This window comes from Actinomyces sp. HMSC075C01, from assembly GCF_001812965.1.
GTDB classification, from domain to species: domain Bacteria; phylum Actinomycetota; class Actinomycetes; order Actinomycetales; family Actinomycetaceae; genus Actinomyces; species Actinomyces acetigenes.
This window is the reverse complement of the sequence record NZ_KV810928.1, coordinates 64433-84948: the sequence shown is the minus strand read 5'-3', so window position 1 is coordinate 84948 and position 20516 is coordinate 64433. Positions and strand designations below refer to the sequence as shown.

General features: G+C 70.2%; 15 protein-coding genes. 6 read left to right on the top strand and 9 right to left on the bottom strand.

Translation table 11 applies throughout. From position 1 onward, the window contains the following. Positions 1–127: 127 nt before the first annotated feature. On the bottom strand, positions 128–2488 hold the full coding sequence (purL, locus tag HMPREF2883_RS00720) for a phosphoribosylformylglycinamidine synthase subunit PurL (RefSeq protein ID WP_070658257.1): 2361 nt from the start codon (positions 2486–2488) through the stop codon (positions 128–130). Between the two features lie 240 nt (positions 2489–2728). Between purL and HMPREF2883_RS00715 the strand changes: the two genes are divergently transcribed. Further along, complete coding sequence (locus HMPREF2883_RS00715) at positions 2729–4141, top strand: glycosyltransferase (protein ID WP_070658256.1); 1413 nt, start codon at positions 2729–2731, stop codon at positions 4139–4141. A gap of 306 nt (positions 4142–4447) precedes the next feature. Next, on the top strand, positions 4448–4828 hold the full coding sequence (locus HMPREF2883_RS00710) for a TfoX/Sxy family protein (RefSeq protein ID WP_070658255.1): 381 nt from the start codon (positions 4448–4450) through the stop codon (positions 4826–4828). Between the two features lie 1418 nt (positions 4829–6246). On the opposite strand, the gene purQ is transcribed toward HMPREF2883_RS00710, so the two are convergent. From purQ to HMPREF2883_RS00675, 7 genes are all read right to left on the bottom strand, one after another. Continuing rightward, positions 6247–6969 (bottom strand): phosphoribosylformylglycinamidine synthase subunit PurQ, encoded by a 723-nt coding sequence (gene purQ / locus HMPREF2883_RS00705; protein ID WP_070658254.1) that lies wholly within the window; start codon positions 6967–6969, stop codon positions 6247–6249. Between the two features lie 3 nt (positions 6970–6972). After that, positions 6973–7227 (bottom strand): phosphoribosylformylglycinamidine synthase subunit PurS, encoded by a 255-nt coding sequence (locus HMPREF2883_RS00700; protein ID WP_070658253.1) that lies wholly within the window; start codon positions 7225–7227, stop codon positions 6973–6975. An 89-nt stretch (positions 7228–7316) separates the two neighbouring features. Continuing rightward, a complete protein-coding gene (locus tag HMPREF2883_RS14970) occupies positions 7317–9041 on the bottom strand; it encodes a hypothetical protein (protein WP_070658251.1) in 1725 nt (574 codons plus the stop codon). Then, positions 9038–9712, bottom strand: a complete 675-nt coding sequence (locus HMPREF2883_RS00690; RefSeq protein ID WP_070658249.1) for a hypothetical protein — start codon at positions 9710–9712, stop codon at positions 9038–9040. Before HMPREF2883_RS00690 ends, HMPREF2883_RS14970 begins: the two co-directional genes overlap by 4 nt. Then, positions 9709–10659 carry a phosphoribosylaminoimidazolesuccinocarboxamide synthase gene (locus HMPREF2883_RS00685; RefSeq protein WP_070658247.1) on the bottom strand — a complete coding sequence of 317 codons (951 nt, stop codon included), beginning with the start codon at positions 10657–10659 and terminating at the stop codon, positions 9709–9711. The genes HMPREF2883_RS00690 and HMPREF2883_RS00685 overlap by 4 nt, the downstream gene beginning before the upstream one ends. Before the next feature lie 449 nt (positions 10660–11108). Further along, a complete protein-coding gene (purD, locus tag HMPREF2883_RS00680; protein ID WP_070658245.1) occupies positions 11109–12389 on the bottom strand; it encodes a phosphoribosylamine--glycine ligase in 1281 nt (426 codons plus the stop codon). 137 nt (positions 12390–12526) lie between these two features. Next, positions 12527–13762 (bottom strand): hypothetical protein, encoded by a 1236-nt coding sequence (locus HMPREF2883_RS00675; protein WP_070658243.1) that lies wholly within the window; start codon positions 13760–13762, stop codon positions 12527–12529. A gap of 298 nt (positions 13763–14060) precedes the next feature. Here HMPREF2883_RS00675 and HMPREF2883_RS00670 point away from each other — a divergent pair, with 298 nt between their 5' ends. The 4 genes from HMPREF2883_RS00670 (at position 14061) to HMPREF2883_RS00660 (ending at position 18993) form a co-directional block, all read left to right on the top strand. Further along, positions 14061–15410: a hypothetical protein gene (locus HMPREF2883_RS00670; protein ID WP_070658240.1), complete on the top strand. Its 1350-nt coding sequence runs from the start codon at positions 14061–14063 to the stop codon at positions 15408–15410. A gap of 107 nt (positions 15411–15517) precedes the next feature. Beyond that, positions 15518–17830, top strand: coding sequence for a TerD family protein (locus tag HMPREF2883_RS00665; protein WP_070658238.1), 2313 nt, complete (start codon positions 15518–15520; stop codon positions 17828–17830). An 8-nt stretch (positions 17831–17838) separates the two neighbouring features. Then, on the top strand, positions 17839–18306 hold the full coding sequence (locus HMPREF2883_RS15805; RefSeq protein WP_346477255.1) for a type II toxin-antitoxin system VapB family antitoxin: 468 nt from the start codon (positions 17839–17841) through the stop codon (positions 18304–18306). Between the two features lie 195 nt (positions 18307–18501). Continuing rightward, the gene (locus tag HMPREF2883_RS00660; RefSeq protein WP_256277253.1) at positions 18502–18993 is read left to right on the top strand and encodes a hypothetical protein; all 492 of its coding nucleotides are present in this window, start codon (positions 18502–18504) and stop codon (positions 18991–18993) included. Here HMPREF2883_RS00660 and HMPREF2883_RS00655 read toward each other — a convergent pair. Then, positions 18981–20225, bottom strand: coding sequence for a hypothetical protein (locus tag HMPREF2883_RS00655; protein ID WP_070658234.1), 1245 nt, complete (start codon positions 20223–20225; stop codon positions 18981–18983). The genes HMPREF2883_RS00660 and HMPREF2883_RS00655 overlap by 13 nt on opposite strands. Positions 20226–20516 lie beyond the last annotated feature (291 nt).

Here is a 20516-nt window from a genome sequence, read left to right as displayed (position 1 = left end):
GCACTGTCCGAAAAACACCTAGCAGTCCAAACCGGACGATCAGCACACTCACCAGGACCAACGACCCCTCACGGACATGGCTCCCAGTTGAGCCGCGTCCCGCGAAGGTGACGGTGGACGAGTGCGCTCAGAACAGCGCCGGCAGGACGCCCTCGACGTCGTCCCTCAGCTCGGCCAGGTCCAGGACGAGGGGACGCCCGGCACCGCCGTCGGAGAGCAGGTCGCTGCCGGCCACGGCGAGCAGGTCACCACCGGTGGTCCCCAGGCGCGCCACGGCGACGTCCTCGGCCTCGGCGGCCGCGGTGACGGCGGGCACGAGCTCCTCGCGCACGGCGAGGATCGCGCGGGCCCCGGACTCGGAGAACAGGGCGGTGAAGTCGTCCACGCCCTCCTCCTGGATGGCGGTCAGGTCCACGCTGGCCCCGACGCCGCAGCGCAGGCAGGAGTCCACGAGGGTCTGGATGAGGCCGCCGGTCGAGCAGTCGTGGGCGGCGCGCACCAGCGACTCGCCGTCGGGCCCCTCCGCCTCGCTCAGGGCCAGCAGCACCCGCCCGAGCGCCATCTCCGCCTCAAGGTCGACGCGCGGGGGCAGCCCGCCGAGGTGGTCGTGGACCACGCGGGACCAGGCCGAGCCGTCGAGCTCGTCAGTGGTGGCGCCCAGGGTCATAATGGCCAGGCCCTCCTCGTGCCAGCCCGAGGGGTTGGCACAGCGCACGTCGTCCATGACGCCCAGGACGCCGACGACGGGCGTGGGGTTGATCGAGGAGTCGATCTGCCCCTTGACCTTGCCGTGGGAGTTGTAGAGGGAGACGTTGCCACCGGTGACCGGCACACCCATGGCGGCGCAGGCGTCGGCCAGGCCGGTGATGGCCTCGACGAGCTGCCACATGGCGTCGGGGTCCTCCGGCGAGCCGAAGTTCAGGCAGTCGGTGACGGCCAGGGGCCGGGCGCCCACGGTGCACACGTTGCGGTAGGACTCGGCCAGGGCCTGGGCGGCGCCGGTGGCCGGGTCGAGCTTGGTGAAGCGGCCGTTGGCGTCGGTGGAGATGGCCACGCCGCGGCCGGTGGCCTCATCGACGCGGATGACGCCGGCGTCGTCGGGCTGGCACAGGGCGGTGTCGCCGCGCACGAAGCGGTCGTACTGGTTGGTCACCCAGGCGGTGGAGGCCTGGTTGGGGCTGGTGACGACGGCGCGCACCTGCTCGGCGAGCTCGGTGGCGGACTCGGGGCGGGCCAGGCGCTCGGTGGTGTCGGCGTTGAGCGCGTCCTGCCAGGCGGGGCGGGCGTAGGGGCGCTCGTAGGTGGGGCCCTCGTGGGCCACGGTGCGCGGGTCGACGTCGACGATCCGCTCCCCGAAGTGGTCGATGGTCAGGCGGCCCGAGCCGTTGACCTCCCCGATGACGGCGGCCTCGACGTCCCACTTGTCGATGACGGCCATGAACTCCTCGAGCTTGTCGGGCGCGACGACGGCCATCATGCGCTCCTGGGACTCGCTCATGAGGATCTCCCCGGCGGTCAGGGTGGGGTCGCGCAGGAGCACCTTCTCCAGGTCGACGTGCATGCCGCCGTCACCGTTGGAGGCCAGCTCGGAGGTGGCGCAGGAGATGCCGGCGGCGCCCAGGTCCTGGATGCCGAGCACGAGCCCGGCGCCGAACAGGTCCAGGCAGCACTCGATGAGGACCTTCTCCATGAAGGGGTCGCCCACCTGGACGCTGGGGCGCTTGGCGGGCATGCCGTCCTCGAAGGACTCCGAGGCCAGGATGGAGGCCCCGCCGATGCCGTCGCCGCCGGTGCGGGCTCCGAAGAGCACCACCTTGTTGCCGGCGCCGGTGGCGTTGGCCAGGTGGATGTCCTCGTGGCGCAGCACACCCACGCACAGGGCGTTGACCAGCGGGTTCTCCTGGTAGGAGGAGTCGAACTCGGTCTCGCCGCCGATGTTGGGCAGGCCCAGGGAGTTGCCGTAGGTGCCCACGCCGGCCACGACGCCGTGGACGACGCGCGCGGTGTCGGGGTGGTCGACGGCGCCGAAGCGCAGCTGGTCCATGACGGCCACGGGCCGGGCCCCCATGGAGATGATGTCGCGCACGATGCCGCCCACGCCGGTGGCGGCCCCCTGGTAGGGCTCGACGTAGCTGGGGTGGTTGTGGGACTCGACCTTGTAGGTCACGGCCCAGCCGTCGCCGATGTCGACGACGCCGGCGTTCTCACCCATGCCGACCAGGAGGTGCTCGCGCATTCCGGGGGTGGTCTTGGCGCCGAACTGGCGCAGGTGGATCTTGGAGGACTTGTAGGAGCAGTGCTCGGACCACATGACCGAGTACATGGCCAGCTCGGCGTTGGTGGGGCGGCGCCCCAGCAGCCCGCGGATGGACTCGTACTCGTCGGCCTTGAGGCCCAGCTCCTTCCAGGGCATCTCCCGCTCGGGCGTCGCGGCGGCGTCGGCGACGGTGTCGGGGTGGGCGGCTGGGATCACGGGCTCGGACGCCATGGGGGCTCCTGGTTGAAGAGGGAGTGCGGCCGAGCCAAGCCTACCCGCGCCCCCGCAGCACCTCACACCACGACCCTCGCGGGATCGCACTCCACACACCCTCCGCTCCCGCCGAGAACACCGCGTTCGCCCGATCAGGGCGCTGCGGAAGCCCGCCAGAAGAATGCCGAAACGGCAACAAGACGCCACGCCCACACTCAAAGTGCTGCGCCTCACAGGATTTCGGGGGAAGATCATGGCATGAGAGACATCGACGTCGCCCCGCTGCCCCTGTCGCACTTGGAGAGCCACCTGGACGAGGTAGCCATCAAACGACTGCACACGAGCCTGACGGGCGCCGAGGCCCTGCTGGAGGGGCACACCGTGTGGACGGTCACGCCGTCGGCCGCCGCCGGCTCGGGACCGGCGGAGACGGTCGCCCCCCTCGTGGGCTACTCCCTGGGCGCCGGCCTCAATGTGCGCTGGCTGACCCTGGACGCCCCCGAGGAGTTCACCCGGATCGCGGCCCGCCTGCACGCCGGCATCCACGGGGACCACGGCGACGGTGGCAAGCTCGGGGACAAGCAGCGCGACATCTACGAGCACGTTCTGGCCTCCAACGCGGAGAACATCGTCGAGGAGGTCCGCCCCGACGACATCGTCATCCTTCACGACCCACCCACGGCGGGCCTGGCCAAGGCCCTCAAGGCGGCGGGCGCCACCGTCATCTGGCGCTGCCACGCCGGGGCCGAGGGCGCGGGCGAGGCCGCTGACTACGCCTGGGCCTTCCTGGACCGCTACCTGGAGGACGTGGACCTCGTCATCGTCTCCCGCCCCGAGTACCGCCCGCCCTACATCGAGGCCGAGCGCTGCGCGGTCCTGGCCCCCTCCATCGACGCCGACTCCCCCAAGAACCGGGTCCTGGACCTGGACGAGGCCTGGTCGGTGGCGCGCCTGTCGGGGATCTTCGCCGGCGAGCCACCCTTCGAGGCCGTGCCCTTCATGCGTTATGACGGACGCGCCGACGCCTTCCGCGGCCTGCCCGAGGACCCGGTCCTGGCCGGCGACCCTGTGCCGCTGGGCGCCCGGGTCATCACCCAGGTCAACCGCTGGGACCGACTCAAGGGCGGCCTGGAGCTGGTGGAGGCCTTCGCCGATAACATCGCCGTGCTGCCCGAGGACGCCCACCTGCTGCTGGTCGGCCCGACCCCGGACGGGCGCGAGTCGCAGGCCACCCTCACCCAGATCGTGGAGCGCTGCTCGGTGCTGCCGGAATCGGTTGCCTCGCGAATCCACGTGGCCGCTGTGAGCATGGAGGACCGTGAGGTCAACGCCACCGTCGTCAACGCCGTCCAGCGAGTCAGCTCGGTGGTCACCCAACGCTCCCTCATCGAGGCCTTCGGGCTGACGGTGGCCGAGGCGATGTGGAAGAAGGCCCCGGTGGTCGCCTCCGCGGTAGGCGGCATCCGCGATCAGATCGATGACGGCGTCGACGGCGTCCTGGTCGACCCGGCCGATGGAGTCGCCTGGGCCGAGGCCGTGCGCGACCTGCTGCTCTTCCCCGAGCGGGCCCAGGAGATGGGGCTGGCCGCCCACGAGTCCGTGCGCCGGGAGTTCCTGTCCAACCGGCACCTGCAGGACCTCCTGCAGATCGTGGCCGACCTGGTGGGCTGACGAGCCGACGAAAGACGCCTGGCGGGGATGTCGGTGTCCATGGTGCTGCTCCCCATGCTACGCGTGGACGACCCCGCGTCGCCGAGGAGGAGCCGGCCGCGTAGGCCGCCGTCGCGTTCGTACCTTATGCCTCGCGTTCGGGGGTTCAGGGTACGAACTCGCGACCTACCCTACGAACGCGAGGGCTACCCTACGAACGCGCAGCGCTCGCCCAAGGGGGGAGCTCGGAGGCCGGGGTTCAACGCCGGCTCCGGGCCGGACCACTGGCAACCACTGACCGACTGACCATCAACGGGAGACGACGCCATGGCAGCCATGACACCCGAGCAGCACCACCTCGTTCAGCGCATCCGCGCGCTGGTCGACGACGAACCGGACGTGCGCGAGGTCCCCATGTTCGGAGGCCGGGCGATCATGGTCAACGACAAGATGATCGTCAGCGCCGGAAAGGCCGGGGACCTCCTGGTGCGTGTTGCCGCCGACCGCCACGAGACGCTCCTGAGCGAGCCGGGCGCCGAGCAGGCCCAGATGGGGACCGGGCGAGTCATGAGGCCCGGCTGGATCACCGTCGCCCCCGAGGCCATCGCCGACGACACCCGCCTCGCCTTCTGGATCGACGTTGCCATGCGCCACAACCGCACCGTCACCGGCGGGCAATCGGTAGGCAAGAAATCCCGGAGGGCATGAGGGGTCCTCCAAGGACCGCCGTCAGGCCTCTTGGGGCCCGACCCAACGAGCACGTCACACAGCGACGCCATAAGTCACTTCATTGAGGAGCCGCACATGACCACTGACAACAAGACCGCTGCCGACGCCGCCCTACGTGTTGTCACCGCCTATCACGAGGCATGGAGGCTTATTCAAGGAGAGCCACTTAGTTTTCGATAGGCTGTCCCATACTCCACCCACCGACTCTCGGTGAATGTGACTCGCACTGGTGACACCGCCTACTCTTCGCGGACCAGGCAGGGCGGATGCTGTCCAAACGGGACGACTTTGAAGTCGCTATGTGCAGGCCGAGCCAAGCTGAATCACCCTGACCTGCACAGATACAAACGGCACTCGCAGACCCTGGCGTCGAAGTCGTCCCATCTGGACACTTTGACGCCAATGACCCCACCTCCCTCGCGGTGCGCCCTCGGGGGCTGGCGGCTCTGAGCGCGCCCCGACGCTACGCAGACCCACTCGGGCTGGGAGGTGGCAATCTAGGAGCGACCGTCCGGTACTCATGCTGATCGGGACGCACCTCGTGGTCAGCGACTGCGTTCTCCCGCACGCATCTGGGCTCCGAGCGCAGTCGTTGGTGGAAGACGTACGTCCTGGACGCAAACCGCAGGCCGGCCGATGAGCCTGCGGAGGTCTGCGGGGGCGCGTTGCGCCGCCCCCACAGGGCTGGGGGAAGGTTGATCGCAGGTGGATCCGAGCCGCCTGCCCTCGCACGATTTCAGCAACCACCACAGCGCCAGAACCACCATCTCCCGAGGCCGCGAAGGCCACGGAGCGCAGACGCACCTGAAGTCGCGCACTGCCGTCTGCTGATCAATGGTCTGCCACACCTCACCCGACCATCGTGTCCCTCAGGCCTTCTCAGACGGCACCCGGACGGCCCACCCAGGAGGACCGCGAAGGGGGCTTCATCACACCCTGAGCGGAGTTATCCACAGGTCGTGTCCACAGGCTTGTGCAGGGGTGTGTGGGTTCGTGGAATGTCGCCACTCCCCCTGTGCACAAGACCCGTTCGAGACCTCCAACCCGGGTGAGCGATCATGCTGGAGGCTTCCCACAAACACTCCCGCACACCTTGGGGCATCATCGCTATAGACAGAGTTTTGGCTGGAAAGACAGGGAAACTGGCCGATCAGTCGGGTCCTGTCCCCGGGATTCCAACAGCCACGACCCCGGCGACGGCGACGGCACACTCTTCATCGTCGTGCAACTCGAACAAGACCGCTCCGAGGAGGTCCGGGCAAGGAGTCACCCCGCCCTCTCCACAGTTCCACACAGGCCCGACACGGATCTGTGGATAACTTGGAGGAGCGGGGTGTTCTGGTTCTCGCCCCCTGATGACCGTCAGAAGCGGCGCTGCCGGAGCGAGCCCGGCGGCCTCAGACGGACAGCAGCGAGTCGATGGCGGAGCGGAAGACTCCCAGGCCGTCGGTCCCGGTGCGCGGGCCGGCCTGTGAGCCGGGACCGAAACCGGGCTCCACGGCGTGCTCGGGGTGGGGCATGAGCCCGACGACGTTACCGCGCTCGTTGCGCACGCCGGCAATGTCGCGGGCCGAGCCGTTGGGGTTGCCCACGTAGCGGAAGACGACGAGCCCCTCCCCCTCGAGGCGGTCGAGCTCCTCGGGGGAGGCGATGAAGTTACCCTCGCCGTTCTTCATGGGGACGACGATCTCCTCCCCCTCCGCGTACCGGTTGGTCCAGGCGGTCTGCGTGTTCTCCACGCGCAGGCGCTGCTCGACGCAGATGAAGCGCTGGTTCGCGTTGCGCAGGAGGGCGCCGGGCAGGAGGTGGGCCTCAGCGAGGATCTGGAAGCCGTTGCAGATGCCGAGCACCGGCATGCCGCGCTCGGCGGCGGCCACGACCTCCTCCATGACGGGGGCGAAGCGGGCGATGGCGCCGCAGCGCAGGTAGTCGCCGTAGGAGAAGCCTCCGGGCACGACGACGGCATCGACCCCGCGCAGGTCGGCGTCCTTGTGCCACAGGCTCACCGCCTCGGCCCCGGCCAGGCGCACGGCGCGGGCGGCGTCGACGTCGTCGAGGGTCCCGGGGAAGGTGATGACGCCGATACGGGCGGCGGGGGAGCTGCTGGGCGACTCGCTCACGGCTCAGGCCTCCTCGTCGGCGGCGACGGAGACGACGTCCTCGATGATCGGGTTGGACAGGAGGGTGCCGGCGGCCTCGCGGGCGGCGGCCAGGTGCTCCTCGGTGACGGGGCCGTCCACGGTCAGCTCGAAGCGGCGGCCCTGACGCACACCGGTGAACTGCTCGAATCCGAGGCGGGGAAGGCTTCCGACCACCGCCTTGCCCTGGGGGTCAAGAATCTCGGGCTTGGGCATGACCTCGACGACGATGCGTCCCATGGGTGCTCCTCGGATAAGGCGGGATGAGTGCGCAGCCCAAGACTACCCGCATGCAGCCCGGGGCAGTGACTTGGCGGGCCCGCGCGGGCTCAGACCTGGCCGAGCCACTCGCCGGCCAGCCGGATCGCCAGGACTCCGCCCAGGGTGAGGGCGGCGGTGGCGATGAGCCAGCTAGAGCCCAGGATGAGGGCGACGACGGCGCAGACCACGGCGCTGGCGAGCATGAACCCGCCCACGGCGCCGGCGACACCGGCGGGGGCGTGGATGGACTGGTCGACGGTGGAGGTCCCCATGACCGGCGTGGGGCCGGAGTCCACGGTGGGGGCCGTCTCGTCGCCGCGCTCGGAGGTGCCCAGCAGGAGCGGTCCGCGAGCGCGGGCCACCAGCCGGGCGGGGTCGTGGACCTTGACGGACCCGGTGGTCAGACCGGCGGCGGCATCGAGCACGCCGGGCTTCCAGCGCTCGGCCTCGCGGCGCACCGGGGTGCCTCCGGCCCAGGCGAGGTAGCCGGCGGCGGCCACCAGCCCGGCCCCGCCGAGGACCGCGACGAGCCACGGCGGAATCCACGGGTGGCCGGCTTCGGCGTTGCGGGCCAGGTTCATGGCCGAGGCGGTGGCCAGGACCAGCCCCAGCAGGGCGAAGGCCACGCCGGCCAGGCGCTGGCGGCGCACGGCTGCCGGCCACGGGGAGCGGGGCCGGGCGCTGGAGCTCTTGGCTCGTCCGCGCCCCACGCCCCAGTCGGTGCCCGAGGAGGGGCGGCGGGGGCCGCGCCCCTTGGCGGGGCCGCGTCCCACACCCCAGTCGGTGCCTCCCTGGGCCTGGATCTCCTCGGCGTCCAGGGCGTTGGTGGCCGCTTCCCAGGCGCTGGACTCGGCCAGGATGCCGGCGTCGTCCTCCTCGCCCTCGGGCGGCTGGGCCGCTGGGCTCGTGGGCGCAGCGGGAGCAGTGGACGCAGCACTGGGGCGCGTCTGGTAGCCGCGGCCGCGGGCGGAGGGGGTTCCCACGCCGGGGGCTGGGGCGGCCGACGCTGCCGGCGCTGCTGGTACGGCCGGTGCTGCGGTCGCCGGCGGCGGTGCGGAGGCCACAGAAGCCGCTGAGGCGCCGCTGGGCACGGCCTCGGGCCTGCCCTGGGAGATGGTGAAGACACGGGTGGTGGTGGCTCCTGTCTGGGGCGCGCTTCCCGGTCCCTCGACGGCGGTGGGGCGCACGACGGGCCGTGGTGAGCGACCGTCGGCGCTGCCGGCGGCCCGCTCCTGCTGGGGGGACGGGGAGCCGGGGGCGCCGGCGGCACTGCCGGCGCTGGCGGGGAGCGGGTCCGGGGTGCCCGTCGGGTCGGGCTCACCGTGGCCCCCGGGGGTGTCGGAGGGCCGGCTGTCAACGTGCAGGATGGCCGGGGAGGCGGGCGAGCCGGCGGACCGGGCGGAGTCGGCCCAGCCGGCGTCGTCGTCGGACACGTCGGCCAGGTCAATGGCGATGGCGGCGTCGACGGCGTCAGCGGTTCCTGAGGCGATGGCCTGGGCCGCGGCCGAGCGCAGGTCCTCTTCCGTCATGACCGCCGCGTCACCCGTGCCGCCCGCCTCGCGGGCGCCGGCGGAGCCGTCGACCGAGCCGGCGCCGGAGGCCGCGGAGCCTCCCGAGGTGGACGAGGCAGCCGAGCCGGTGGGGGCGGGGTTGTTGCCGGAGCGGACGACCTCAAGCAGGCCACTGCCGCCGGGCCGGGTGGAGGCGCTCTTCGGTCGTGGGGTCCGTTTGGGCATGATGCCCCAGTTGACGGGCCCCTGCTCGTTGTCGGGACGTCGGTCACGAGGGGTCATGAGATCACCTGTCCCAGGATGGAGGCGAGCCCCAGGGCCACGAGCACGAAGCCGGTGGCGCCGAGCAGGAGCTGGCCGACACGGATGAGGGTCTCGCCGGTGGAGGTCCCGGCCAGGCGCTCGTCGACCGCACGCCCGAATGACGTCGCGGCCAGTGCGGTGGTGACGGGGCCCGAGACCACGTCGAGGGTGGTCAGCTCACGCCGACCTGTCGACTCAGGCACGAGCACCTTGGTTCCCGGCACGGTGAGCGTTGCCAGATCGGTGCCGGGCAGGCGTGCGCCGTCGGCCCCCGGGCCCCGCTGCGAGGACGGGGAGCCCTTGGCCCCCTTGCCGCTTCCCCCCTTCTTGGAGGACTCGCTGAGCTGCCGGGCCTGGGCCGCGCGGACCCGGTTGCGCTCCAGGCGCAGGCGGGGGGCGTTGACCACCAGGGAGCGTGCGGAGAGCCTTAAGGAGGCGAGCATGCCCAGCCCCACCAGGACCAGGGCGATACCGCCCAGGATGCGGGAGGTCTCGTCCGCCCCAAGGGCGGAGGTGATGGCGGCCGACAGCGCCAGCACGATCGTCAGGACGATGAGGCCGACCAGGACGTAGAAGCCCGGCCCCGGTTTGAAGGCGCGGGCGGTGCTCCCGGTATCGGGGAGGTCCGACGTGGGTGAGGTCGTGGTCATGACAGCTCCAGGGGGTGGCCGGTCAGCCGCTCGTAGGCCTCGAGGTAGCGGGCTCGGGTCCGTTCGACGACGTCGTCGGGCAGTGCGGGGGGCTCCTGGCCGCCGTCCCGGTCCCAGCCGGAGGCCGGGGAGGTGAGCCAGTCGCGCACGTACTGCTTGTCGAAGGAGGGGGTGACCCGGCCGGGCTCCCAGGCGTCGGCTGGCCAGAAGCGGGAGGAGTCGGGGGTGAGGACCTCATCTCCCAGGATCAGCTCGCCGTCGGCGTCGGTGCCGAGCTCGAACTTGGTGTCGGCCAGGATGATGCCGCGGTCCCGGGCGATCTCGGCGGCCCGGGAGTAGAGGGCCAGGGTGGTCTCGCGCAGGGCGGTGGCGGGCCCCTCCCCCACCATCTGGATGACGCGCTCGAAGGCGACGTTCTCGTCGTGCTCCCCGAGTTCGGCCTTGGCGGCGGGGGTGAAGATCGGCTCGGGCAGGCGGGAGGCCTCGGTCAGGCCCTCGGGCAGGGCGACGCCGCACACGGAGCGGCCCTGTCGGTACTCGACCAGGCCGGAGCCGGTGAGGTAGCCGCGGGCCACGCACTCCACCGGGTACATCTCCAGCCGCCGGCAGATCATGGCGCGTCCGGCGACCTGGGCGGGGACGTCGAGGGAGACGAGGTGGCTCGGGACGACGTCGGCGAGCCGCTCGAACCACCAGGCGCTCAGGGCCGTGAGGACCTTGCCCTTGTCCGGGATCGGGGTGGCCAGGATGTGGTCGTAGGCGCTGATGCGGTCCGAGGCGACCACGAGGAGCACGTCCTGCCCGCCCCACGGGCCGTCGGAGGTGGGGGCGTAGACGTCCCGGACCTTGCCGCTGGAGCGGTGCGCCCACCCGGGGACGGCGGGGGGCCGGGAGCCGGCTGCTGAGGCACTGGGACCAACTGAGGCGGAGCTCGCGGACTGAGTCATACCCCCATCCTGCCATCGGCGGGCACCCTGTGTCCGATTCCGGGCCGCTGCGTCGCCCGCAGGGCTCACCACTGGATGCCCGCCCGCTTGCCGCGCCATGACGCCCATTCATCCGGGCCGGCCCGTCGGTGGGAGCCGGGGCGCGACCGGAGCAAATCCCACCGACGGGATGGGAACGGATCTCTTCTCCCACCCCTTCCGAGCAGTCAGGCAGCGGACTGATGTGGGCCAACACCGGTGCCGGAATCCGCCCCTCACCATCCGGAGAAGGGTCGCAGTACTCCCTCAGGAAAGAGACGAGCGGTGTGCGTTTGGTCTCGGAAGAAGTGCGTGCGTCACGCGCGTCGCCTCCGCGGCCGGGTCTGGCGGCGCGGCCTTCGGAGGGTTCAGCGCACGGCGAGATGCTCGCCGTGGTCGCGACGGTCAGGAGGCTCTACTCAGCTACTCGGCTACTCGGCCCCGTCGGCACCGCCGGCACTGGCCGCCCGGGCGATGTCGGTGCGGTACTGGGCCCCCTCGAGGTTGATGCGCTCGACGGCCTTGTAGGCGCGTTCCCGCGCCGCCTCGACGCTCGCTCCCAGGGCGACGACGGACAGGACCCGCCCGCCGACGGCGACCAGCTCCCCACGCTCGGTGGTGCCGGTGCCGGCGTGCAGCACGTGGACGTCGTCGAGCTCCTCGGCGGCCTCGATCCCGGTGATGGTGCCGCCGGTGGTGACGGTTCCGGGGTAGCCGGGGGCGGCGATGACGACGTCGACGGCGCACTGCTCGGACCAGGTGGGCTCGGGGACCTCGGCGAGGCGGCCGGTGGCGGCGGCGTGGAGGAGCTCGGGCAGGGAGGAGGTCAGGCGGGCCAGGACGGCCTGGGTCTCGGGGTCGCCGAATCGGACGTTGAACTCGACGACGCGCAGGCCGCGGCTGGTCAGGGCCAGGCCGCAGTAGAGCAGGCCGATGAAGGTGGTGCCGCGGCGGGCCATCTCGTCGACGACGGGTTGGGCGATCTCGCGCACCACCTGCTCGACCAGGTCGGCCGGGGCCCAGGACAGGGGCGAGTAGGCGCCCATGCCGCCGGTGTTGGGGCCGGCGTCGTCGTTGAGGAGCCGCTTGAAGTCCTGGGCGGGTGCCAGGGGGCGGACGGTGGCTCCGTCGCACACGCAGAACACGGAGGCCTCGGGGCCGTCCAGGTAGTCCTCGACGACGACGCGACCGCTGCCGCGGGTCAGGCAGGCATGCCCGTGGGCCAGGGCGACGGGGCGCTCGTCGGTGACGACGACGCCCTTGCCGGCGGCCAGGCCGTCCTCCTTGACGACGTAGGGGGCCCCGAAGCGGTCCAGGGCGGCGGTCAGCTCGGCCTCGGTGGTGCACACGGCGGCCTCGGCGGTGGGGACGCCCGCGGCGGTCATGATCTCCTTGGCGAAGGCCTTCGAGCCCTCCAGGCGGGCGGCCTCGGCACCGGGTCCGAAGCAGGGGATCCCGGCCTCGCGCACGGCGTCGGCGACACCGGCTACCAGGGGCGCCTCGGGGCCGACGACGACGAGGTCGGCCTTCATCTGCGTGGCCAGGGCCACGACCTCCTCGGGGACACTGGGGTCGATGTTGAGGTTCGTGGCGATGGCCGAGGTGCCGGGGTTTCCGGGGGCGACGAGGAGCTCGGTGGTCTGCGGATCACGGGCGAGGGCGCGGGCCAGGGCGTGCTCGCGCGCGCCGGAGCCGAGGAGCAGGATCTTCACAGCCTCAGCCTAGTTGATGGAGGCCATAACCACGCCCGGAACTGCGGGGACTGTACGTTCGGCAGGGCATGTATGTCCGGCGGTGAGGACTGGTGGAGCGGTCTCCTCGGATCGGCTGCGCCTCAGTCCCGGATCGATCAGTTCTCCAGGACGTAGCGCGGGAGTGCGTCGAGGTAGGGACCGAGGTCGTCCTTGAAGGTCGGGGAGGTGATGATGTCCGGCCATGGCAGAGGCACGCGGTTGAGCTGGTGGTCGATGAACTCGACGACGTTCTGCGTCTGCCGGACGATGACGGCGAGGTTGTCGAGGTTGACGACACGGGCCTGCCCGATGCACTCGTTCCTCATCCTGCCCTCCGCGTCACACGTCCGCAGGTAGAACCCCTCGGCGATGAGATGGTCGGTCAGGTGAACGGAGTGGTGGAGGCTCGAGCCGGTGTCATCCGCCGGGGGCGCATCGGCCCACAGGAGGCTGTTGGCATCGTCGGGCAGCCACGGTTCCCTGACGTCGATGCACCCGGTATCGAGGAGGTCCGCAGTGTCGTCGCGCAGGGGGATGTGGAGGCGGTTCACCAGATCCTCGCCGGCGGGGTGTGACCGTCGGTTGAGCAGCTGCTCCAGGACGCGGTGTCGGCAGGCCCTGGCGGCGTCCTCATCGGCGAGGCAGAAGATGACGACGTCAAGGTTTCCCAGCGGGATCGGCTCCCGGTGCACCCGCGGGTGGTGGCCGAGGTCAGCCAGAGCGTTCCCGATCCTCAGGTTGAGGGAGTCCACCTCGGCGCGTCCCCGTATCCCTGCGGGGACGGCCACGGAGACGATGACGCCGTCCCGGTCACAAGGCACCAGGGTGGGCTGCCTGCCGGCCTCGAGGAGTCGCCGCGCCGGAGCGACGCCGTAGGACGGTTGTCCACTCCACCCGGTGCCGACGGCGCGCGGGTCGTCGGTGACGAAGGTGTGGCGGACCCGGCAGGCTGCGGGTGCCACATGGGCCAGGAGAGCGTCGGCGACGTCGAGGTTCCGCGGTCCCCGAATGCGCAGGTCGCCCAGCGTCAGCGCATTGGCGCCGGTGTAGGCAGCCAGGTCCTGCGGCCAGACCGGTCTGGGAGTGGGCGCCGGTTCGGCCGGTACAGCCAGGCCCGGTGCGGCGAGGAGCCCGCCGAGTCGGTCCCAGGCTGCCAGGACGGCTCGGCTCCGCCCCTCGATCATGACGGTGGTTGAGATGGTCCCCACGTCCACTGAGACCAGGGGCGGGGGAGACTGGGCGCCCCTGACATTGATGGAACGTTGAAGATCCGCTTTCAGCGCCGCCGAAAGCAGAGCCAGCGTGCCGATCCGCGACGGCCCCTCGTCGACGACGCCGTAGTCGAGGATCATTCCGAGCCTCAGGTGATCGGGACCTTGCCGGCCTGGATTCAGGATCCTCCAGTCATGTCCCGCATGGGTCACCCACTCGCTGTTATCCAATGCTCCCCCCTACTCTGCCCACTGGTTCTCGCAGAAGTCCGACGCATGAGTCCAGCGGAGGTCGAATGCGGTCAGCCTAGATGCTTGGGCCACTGCCCAGAAGCCCAGGGCCAGGCACTTTCCATGGGGAGAGTGACCCTGATGAATCCGCGAGATGACGCATATGCTGGGGTGAGCAGGTCGGCAGGGCAACAGACGGAGGACAGACGTGAACAGCACCGTGAACCCCGAGGTGGAGATGTCTAACCGTGTGGCCTCTCTGATGGGCACCACCCTGACCGGGGCGGACGTGCACCGCTTCCTGCTCGACGCCGCCGACATCCTGGGCACCGGGTCCTTCGCCGTCTACGGTCCGGACCTCTTCTTCCGCTGGCGGGTCGGGGAGCGGATCATCGAGATCGAGCCGGACTATCGCCCGTTGAGAGACGAGTACGAGCTGACTGTCAACTCCTACAACCCCACCTACCCCATCGATACCGACGAGTTTCAGAGCTTCAAGTGGGGCGAGGCCGAGGACTATCCATACTTATGGACGGTAGAACTTGGACGGGAGCCGGTCAGTGACTGGGGCCCCGGAGAGGCCTACGTCGTCAACTGGGAGATGTTCGGGCAGACCACGGCGAAGACTCTCGGCGGCCTTCCCGACAACCTGGCTCTCATGCCGCCGCAGTGGCGCCGCCCCTTCACCCTCCGCTGGGACATGGGCGCCTCGGGTCTGGGCCTCGTCTCCTTCACCGGCACGGCCGAGGGCCTCACGGTCACCGTCGAGTCCACCGGGGAGCAGGTCCTCATCCCCCGCCATCTCCTCGGCAGCGAACGAAGCCAGATCAGTATGCGCGACGTCGTCGCCGGCCTGGCCGGAGGACGCCCCCTCATAGACATCCGCTTCGCCGGCTCCGAGGGCTTCGGCGACTATGGTCTCATCGCCGCCAGCCCCAGCGGAGACGAGAACGATATGGAAAGGGACGATATCGACTTCCTCCTGGAGGATCGGGGGAAGGACTCACCCAGGCCCGCAATGACGATGGATGAGCTTCGCAGGCTGGCCGCCTCCACGCCCGCACCCACCGGTCCCGACCGGCCACCGGTGAACTGGCAGGTCGTACCGATGCGGATCGGACTGTCCATCCCCCAGATCCTCTCCGTCGTCGAGCAGGTCCTCGACGGCGCCGCCATCACGAGCGTCCTCAAGCGGCTCGGCGGCTGCCCGGGCATCAGGTTGGACCGCCCCATTCTGCGCGGAGACGGCTGGCTCGCGGAGAAATCGCGATTCTCCGACACCTGGGGCATCGAGGTGGTCACTAAGCCTGAGGGGGATGAGGAGGAGCGGCTGCGCTTCGACGACCGCCACGTGGCCGACTACACCTGGCGAATCGCCCAGGCCCTGGAGCAGCGCTATGGGTTCCCCTACGGGATACGCACCACGAACGACGGGTTCCTCATGCGCCTGTTCCAGATCGGGGACCACGGAGTCGAGGTGACCAGCGGATTCAGCAAGGTTGAGGTTGAGATCGACTCCTTTCGGACACTGCTGGAGAACTCGTACGGACGCTACTGAGTCACCCAGCCGCCTTCCACCCCCAGTGCGAGGAGCGATGCTCCCGGTAGGCTCAAGCCGCTTCCGGGGAGAGGAGTCCCTGGAGGGCGATGTGTCAGGAGGCCCGGGTGGAAGTCGATCAGTTCCCTGCCAGGAGGTCGCTCGCGGCTGGAGCCGGCACGCCGGCTGCCCCTTCCCCCGGTGCTGAGGCCGCCGCGGAGCTCAACGCGGTGACGATCCACCGGCTCGGGGCCGTCCATCTCCCGCCGGCCGCCGACGGGCCGGCGCCGTCGCGCTCCGCTTCAACGCAGGGTGCGGAGCCCGCGCCGCAGCGGGGCAGCGACGCGGGTGTCGACGCGGCCCTGACCACGCTGCGCGCCCTGGGCTACCGGCTCTCCGACCCCGCCCGGGCGGCCCTCACCCGCCCCGAGCAGGCCTGGGCGCTGGTCAATGCCGCCGCCCGCCTCACCTCCGGCTCCCCGGCCGCCGACTACCGGCCCTTCTACCCAGACTTCCCCGTCCAGGTCCGTACCGCCTCCGAGGCCACGCTGCTGGTCAATGCCGCCCTGCACTACCTGGGCGACGTCGTCGGGGTCCGAATCCTGCCGGACTACCGGCCCAGCCCCCGCCAGCCCCTGCCGGGAGACGACAACGCCCTCACCGAGCTGGGCCTGGCCACGGTGCAGGACCTGGAGCGGATCGTGGCCGACCTCGTCGCCCAGGCGACCCCCTTCAGCGCCCAGGACCGCGCGGACCTGACGGCCCTGCGCGACTTCGGTCCTACTCGGGCGCCGCACGTGGCGGTCAAGGAGAACCTCGCCGTCCTCACCGTCACCTTCCCCGGGCTGGACTTCTCCGCCTCCTACCGCACCGTCACTGACGTGCTGCGCCTGGCGGTCGCCCTGGCGGGTGGTGATGTCTCCCTGGCCGAGCCGTGCCGGTTCCCCTCCTTCTCCCGCGCCCAGCGGCGTCGGCTGCTGGGGCTGCTCGACGCCGTCGGGCAGGTCCAGGACGGCCGGGACTGCGCCGAGGAGATGGGTCGGCGCTGCGAGCGGTGGAAGCGCCTGGCCCGTCACCTGCGTCCCGGCGACTACGCACGCCGCTTCCCGCGAGCCGCCGCGCTGCTGCACCAGGTCGCCTCCGGGGGCGCCGAAGCGGGTTTCACCTCCCGCCTGGAGGAGGCTCTGGCGCGCCGCGACGTTGAGGGAGCTCTTCGCCTGCTGGCCGCCCGCCCCGGGGTCTTCGCCCGCCGACTCAACCACCTGCTGCGGCTGTGCGCCGATGACGCCGCCCGCAAGCGCGTGGTCGCCGAGTTCGCCCGGGTCGCGCCCGAGGTCTCTCTTCCGGTCCTGGTGCGCCTGTGGGAGTACTTCTCCTCCCCCGGGCCAGACACCCTGCCGTGGCGGGTCGTTGCCATCAAGGCGGCCGTGGGCACCAAGACGACGCTCATCCCCTCCACCCGCCGCCCCGGCCCCGTCGACGCGGAGGTGGTTCGCGTCGTCGAGGAGGCCCTGAGCCGGCGGGCGCACCTGGGGCGGATCGCCGTCGACCAGGGGCTTTATGAGGGTTACACGGCCCCGCTGGGTCTGCGCTCGGCCTCGCCGGGCCTGCGCACGGCGGGGCGCGGCACCCGTCTGCCGCTGCCCGAGGGCGAGACGATCCGCTTCTTCCTGCACTGGCACGACCTGCCCGAGCACCCACCCGAGACCCCGGAGCCTGCCGGACCTGTTGCCGAGGATGGCCGAGGGACCCGCGTGGACCTGGACCTGTCGGCCTTCTTCGTCTCCGAGGACCTCGCACGCACCGAGCAGATCGCCTACTACAACCTGCGCTCGACGGCGGCCGTGCACTCCGGCGACCTCACCTCGGCGCCCGACGGGGCGGCCGAGTTCATCGACGTCACCCTGGCCGAGGCGCTGCACCAGGGGTGGCGCTATGTCGTCATGACGGTCCACTCCTTCTCCCACCACCGGCTCAGCGAGGTGCCCGAGTGCTGGACGGGGGCGATGGCCCGCGGCACGGACCTGCAGCGCGGGGAGGTCTTCGAGGCCTCCACTGTCATGCAGCGCCTCGATCTGGTCTCTCCCACGTTCAACGCGACGCCTTTCGTCATTGACCTCGCCGAGCGCCGCCTCATCTGGTGGGACCTGCCCGTGGGGGTGGGTGAGCACCAGGTGGCGAACCTGGATCGCAGCAGCAACCGGGTCCTGGCGCACCTGCTCGACCTGCTGGAGGGGCGGCGCATGCCGTTGGTGCACCTGCTGGGGCTCCTGGCCGACGTCGTCGTCGAGGACCCCGATGAGGCCGAGCTGGTCTTCGGTGAGGGCGGGATCCTGCCGTGGCAGACCGAGCGGATTCTGGCGCTGCTGGGCCCCGCGGAGGTCACGGTGGAGGCGGCCTTCGACGCGGGCCAGGGCACCGAGGGTCGGCAGGCGGAGTAACCTGAGCCGTGTCCGGCCATGAGGGTGCTTCCTTCTGCCTTCACATTTCTCCCAGCGCCTTCGCTTCCCGGACGCAGTCGGGCGGGCCCACCGGTGGCCCCGCCCGACTGGTGCGTGAGGATCAGAACGTGGTGAGCGACCAGCGCGCACCGTGCGGGTCCGGCCGCCCTGGTCGCGACGGCGGGGCTGGTCATCCCATCCGAACCGCTCTAGAACTTGCATCACCTAATGACGATTCTGGTGCAGGAGGTATCGTGCGAACCACTGTGACACTCAGTGATGACCTCATTGCCAACGCGCAGGAGCTCACAGGCATCACTGAGCGCACCGAGCTGCTGCGGGCCGGTCTGGAGACCTTGGTCAGAGTGGAGAGTGCACGTCGCCTTGCGGCTCTCGGCGGCTCTGATCGGAAGGCGAGCGCCGCTCCGCGCTGCCGAAGAGTGCGGAGTCTCCTTCGTCGAGGGCCCAACGGCTGAGGGACGGAAATAGGCCGCTTCGCAGAAAACCTGACTTGCTACGCTACAACGGCAGTTGAAGCACAGCCAGAAAACGGATCGATGTCGACTCCCCAGAATCAGCCCCCGTATCAGCCGCCATACCAGCCCCCGTATCAGGCTGTACCCCCTTACGGGCAGCAGCGTCCCCGCCAGACGCACGTCGGAAAGTTGGTCATGGCGATCATCCTGTTCGTCATCGGCCCAGTGATGGGGCTGTTCATCGGGGGCATCGGGTCGGCCATCGTCGCCGCCAGCATCGCCACCAGTGGTGACGTCATCACTAACGGACAGCAGGTCAGCCTGAGCAGCAATGACGAGCGCGCCCTGTACGTGTCGAACGCCGCCACCGTCAACAGCTGCACCGTCCTTGCCCCTGACGGCAAGGAGGTCCCCACCTCCCGTAGCGGCGGGACGCATGTCTCCAACAACGACGGCGATTTCAGCTCGGTTCTCACATTCAAAGCCGACAAGGCGGGAGACTACCGGGTCTCATGCGAGGGCCTGGACAACACCGACGCGATCCTCGTAGGCCCCACCTTCACGTTCAGCAAGTTCACGGTGCCCCTCATCGCTGGCCTGGCCGCCGGGGCGATCTGCTGGATCCTTGCCATCATCCTGCTGATCTGGCGCCACCGGGCCCTGGCCGCACAGAATCAAGCGGGCTGACCCCGGCGAGGAACCGCTAAGCCGATCCCGCGTTCAAGGATCTCGCGCTCCTCCTGCATGCCGGCATTCCCAAGGGGGACATAACGACCGGTCTCCCGGGTCGCGCCATGGGCGACCCCCCAGAGCCAGATCGCCTCACACCTGGCGACCAGCTGCTCCTGTCTGCGCTGAAAGCTCCCCCACGTGACACCGGCACCATCCAGGGCCAGGTGCCTGCCGTTGCCATAGACGACGAAGATCCGGTCCCCAGCAACGAACAGTCCGGAGCGGGACTCCGGCCAGACGCACGAGCGTCTTCCCACGCGAATCCCCTGCTCGTCCACGACGACTCGCTGAAAGCACTCGTAGATCTTGTAGAGCGGATACGCCATGGTCACCGGACCGAGCAGAAGGAAGAGTAACGCGAAGGCGATATCCGATCCGCTGAGCGGCTCCGTCTCGAAGAACAGCTGCTGACCACCGATCACCAGGAACAGCACCCCCACGCCGATGAGGAAGAGCCCGCCGTTGCACAGGTGCTCCTTGATTCTGCGCCAGAGCGGAGTACGGAACACCAGACGGCTGCGCTGCAGCATCTTCTCCGCCCCGTGCCGTACCCTGGCCGCCACGAGATGTGGGTCCTCGCTGACAGCGACCTCCTCCGAAATACCCCACCCCCGCGCGTAGATGTAGTACTGCAAGTCCCCCACAGCCGCAGAGGCACGGTCCTCAGAGCTCCCCCATGTCATCCCGATGACGCACCCGGGAAGCCGGATGGCATCGTCGTCGCCGTTCTCGATGGCGATCCGAGTCCGCTCAATGAACCCGCTGTGCGCCGCGTCCTCAGTCAGATTGAGCGTGGACAGCGTGAACCTCGAGCCCACCGACTCCCAGGGGCGCCGCTCGGTGAACAGCAGGCGGCGCATGGTGATGCCGTTCTTGCTCAACACCGTCCGACGCCTCAGGGTATTGATCGCCCAGACCACCGGAATGCCGAACATGATCGCCCCGATCATGGCGTCCTTGACTTCATACTCGGTGATGTAGGGGCTCATCAGCGGCAGCACGTTGTAGATCATGGCGGGCACCCCCACCACGAGCGCCACCAACGCACAGCAGCGGATCATCACCGAGCGTCGCAGGAGCAGGCGCCCATCAGACGTCTCCGTCGCCCACCACCGCATCGACTTCCCCAGCGTCTCATCGAACAGGTTCCCCCGACCGCCACCGCGGTCGTTGTCCCGCCATTCCATGCTCCGCCCTTTCCACGCCGCTGCAGGTCACCGGCACGTTGGGAAAGCGATCCACGCTCCCACCATCGGCCCTTCGTCACTGTAGAAGCGACCGCGGCGCCAATTCGCATTCTCCGATGAGCATCGTTCACCATCCCGTCTGCGACGTCGCCCCGCGAGGACGCCCCACACGATCCGAGGACTGTGCCCCCGGCGCTCAGCTCTCGGGCCTGAGAGTGCGTTCTCGACGCCGACACTGCGCACAGCCGCCACTGAGCCGGCAGCAAGGAGCAAGAGCAGCAACGAGCGGGG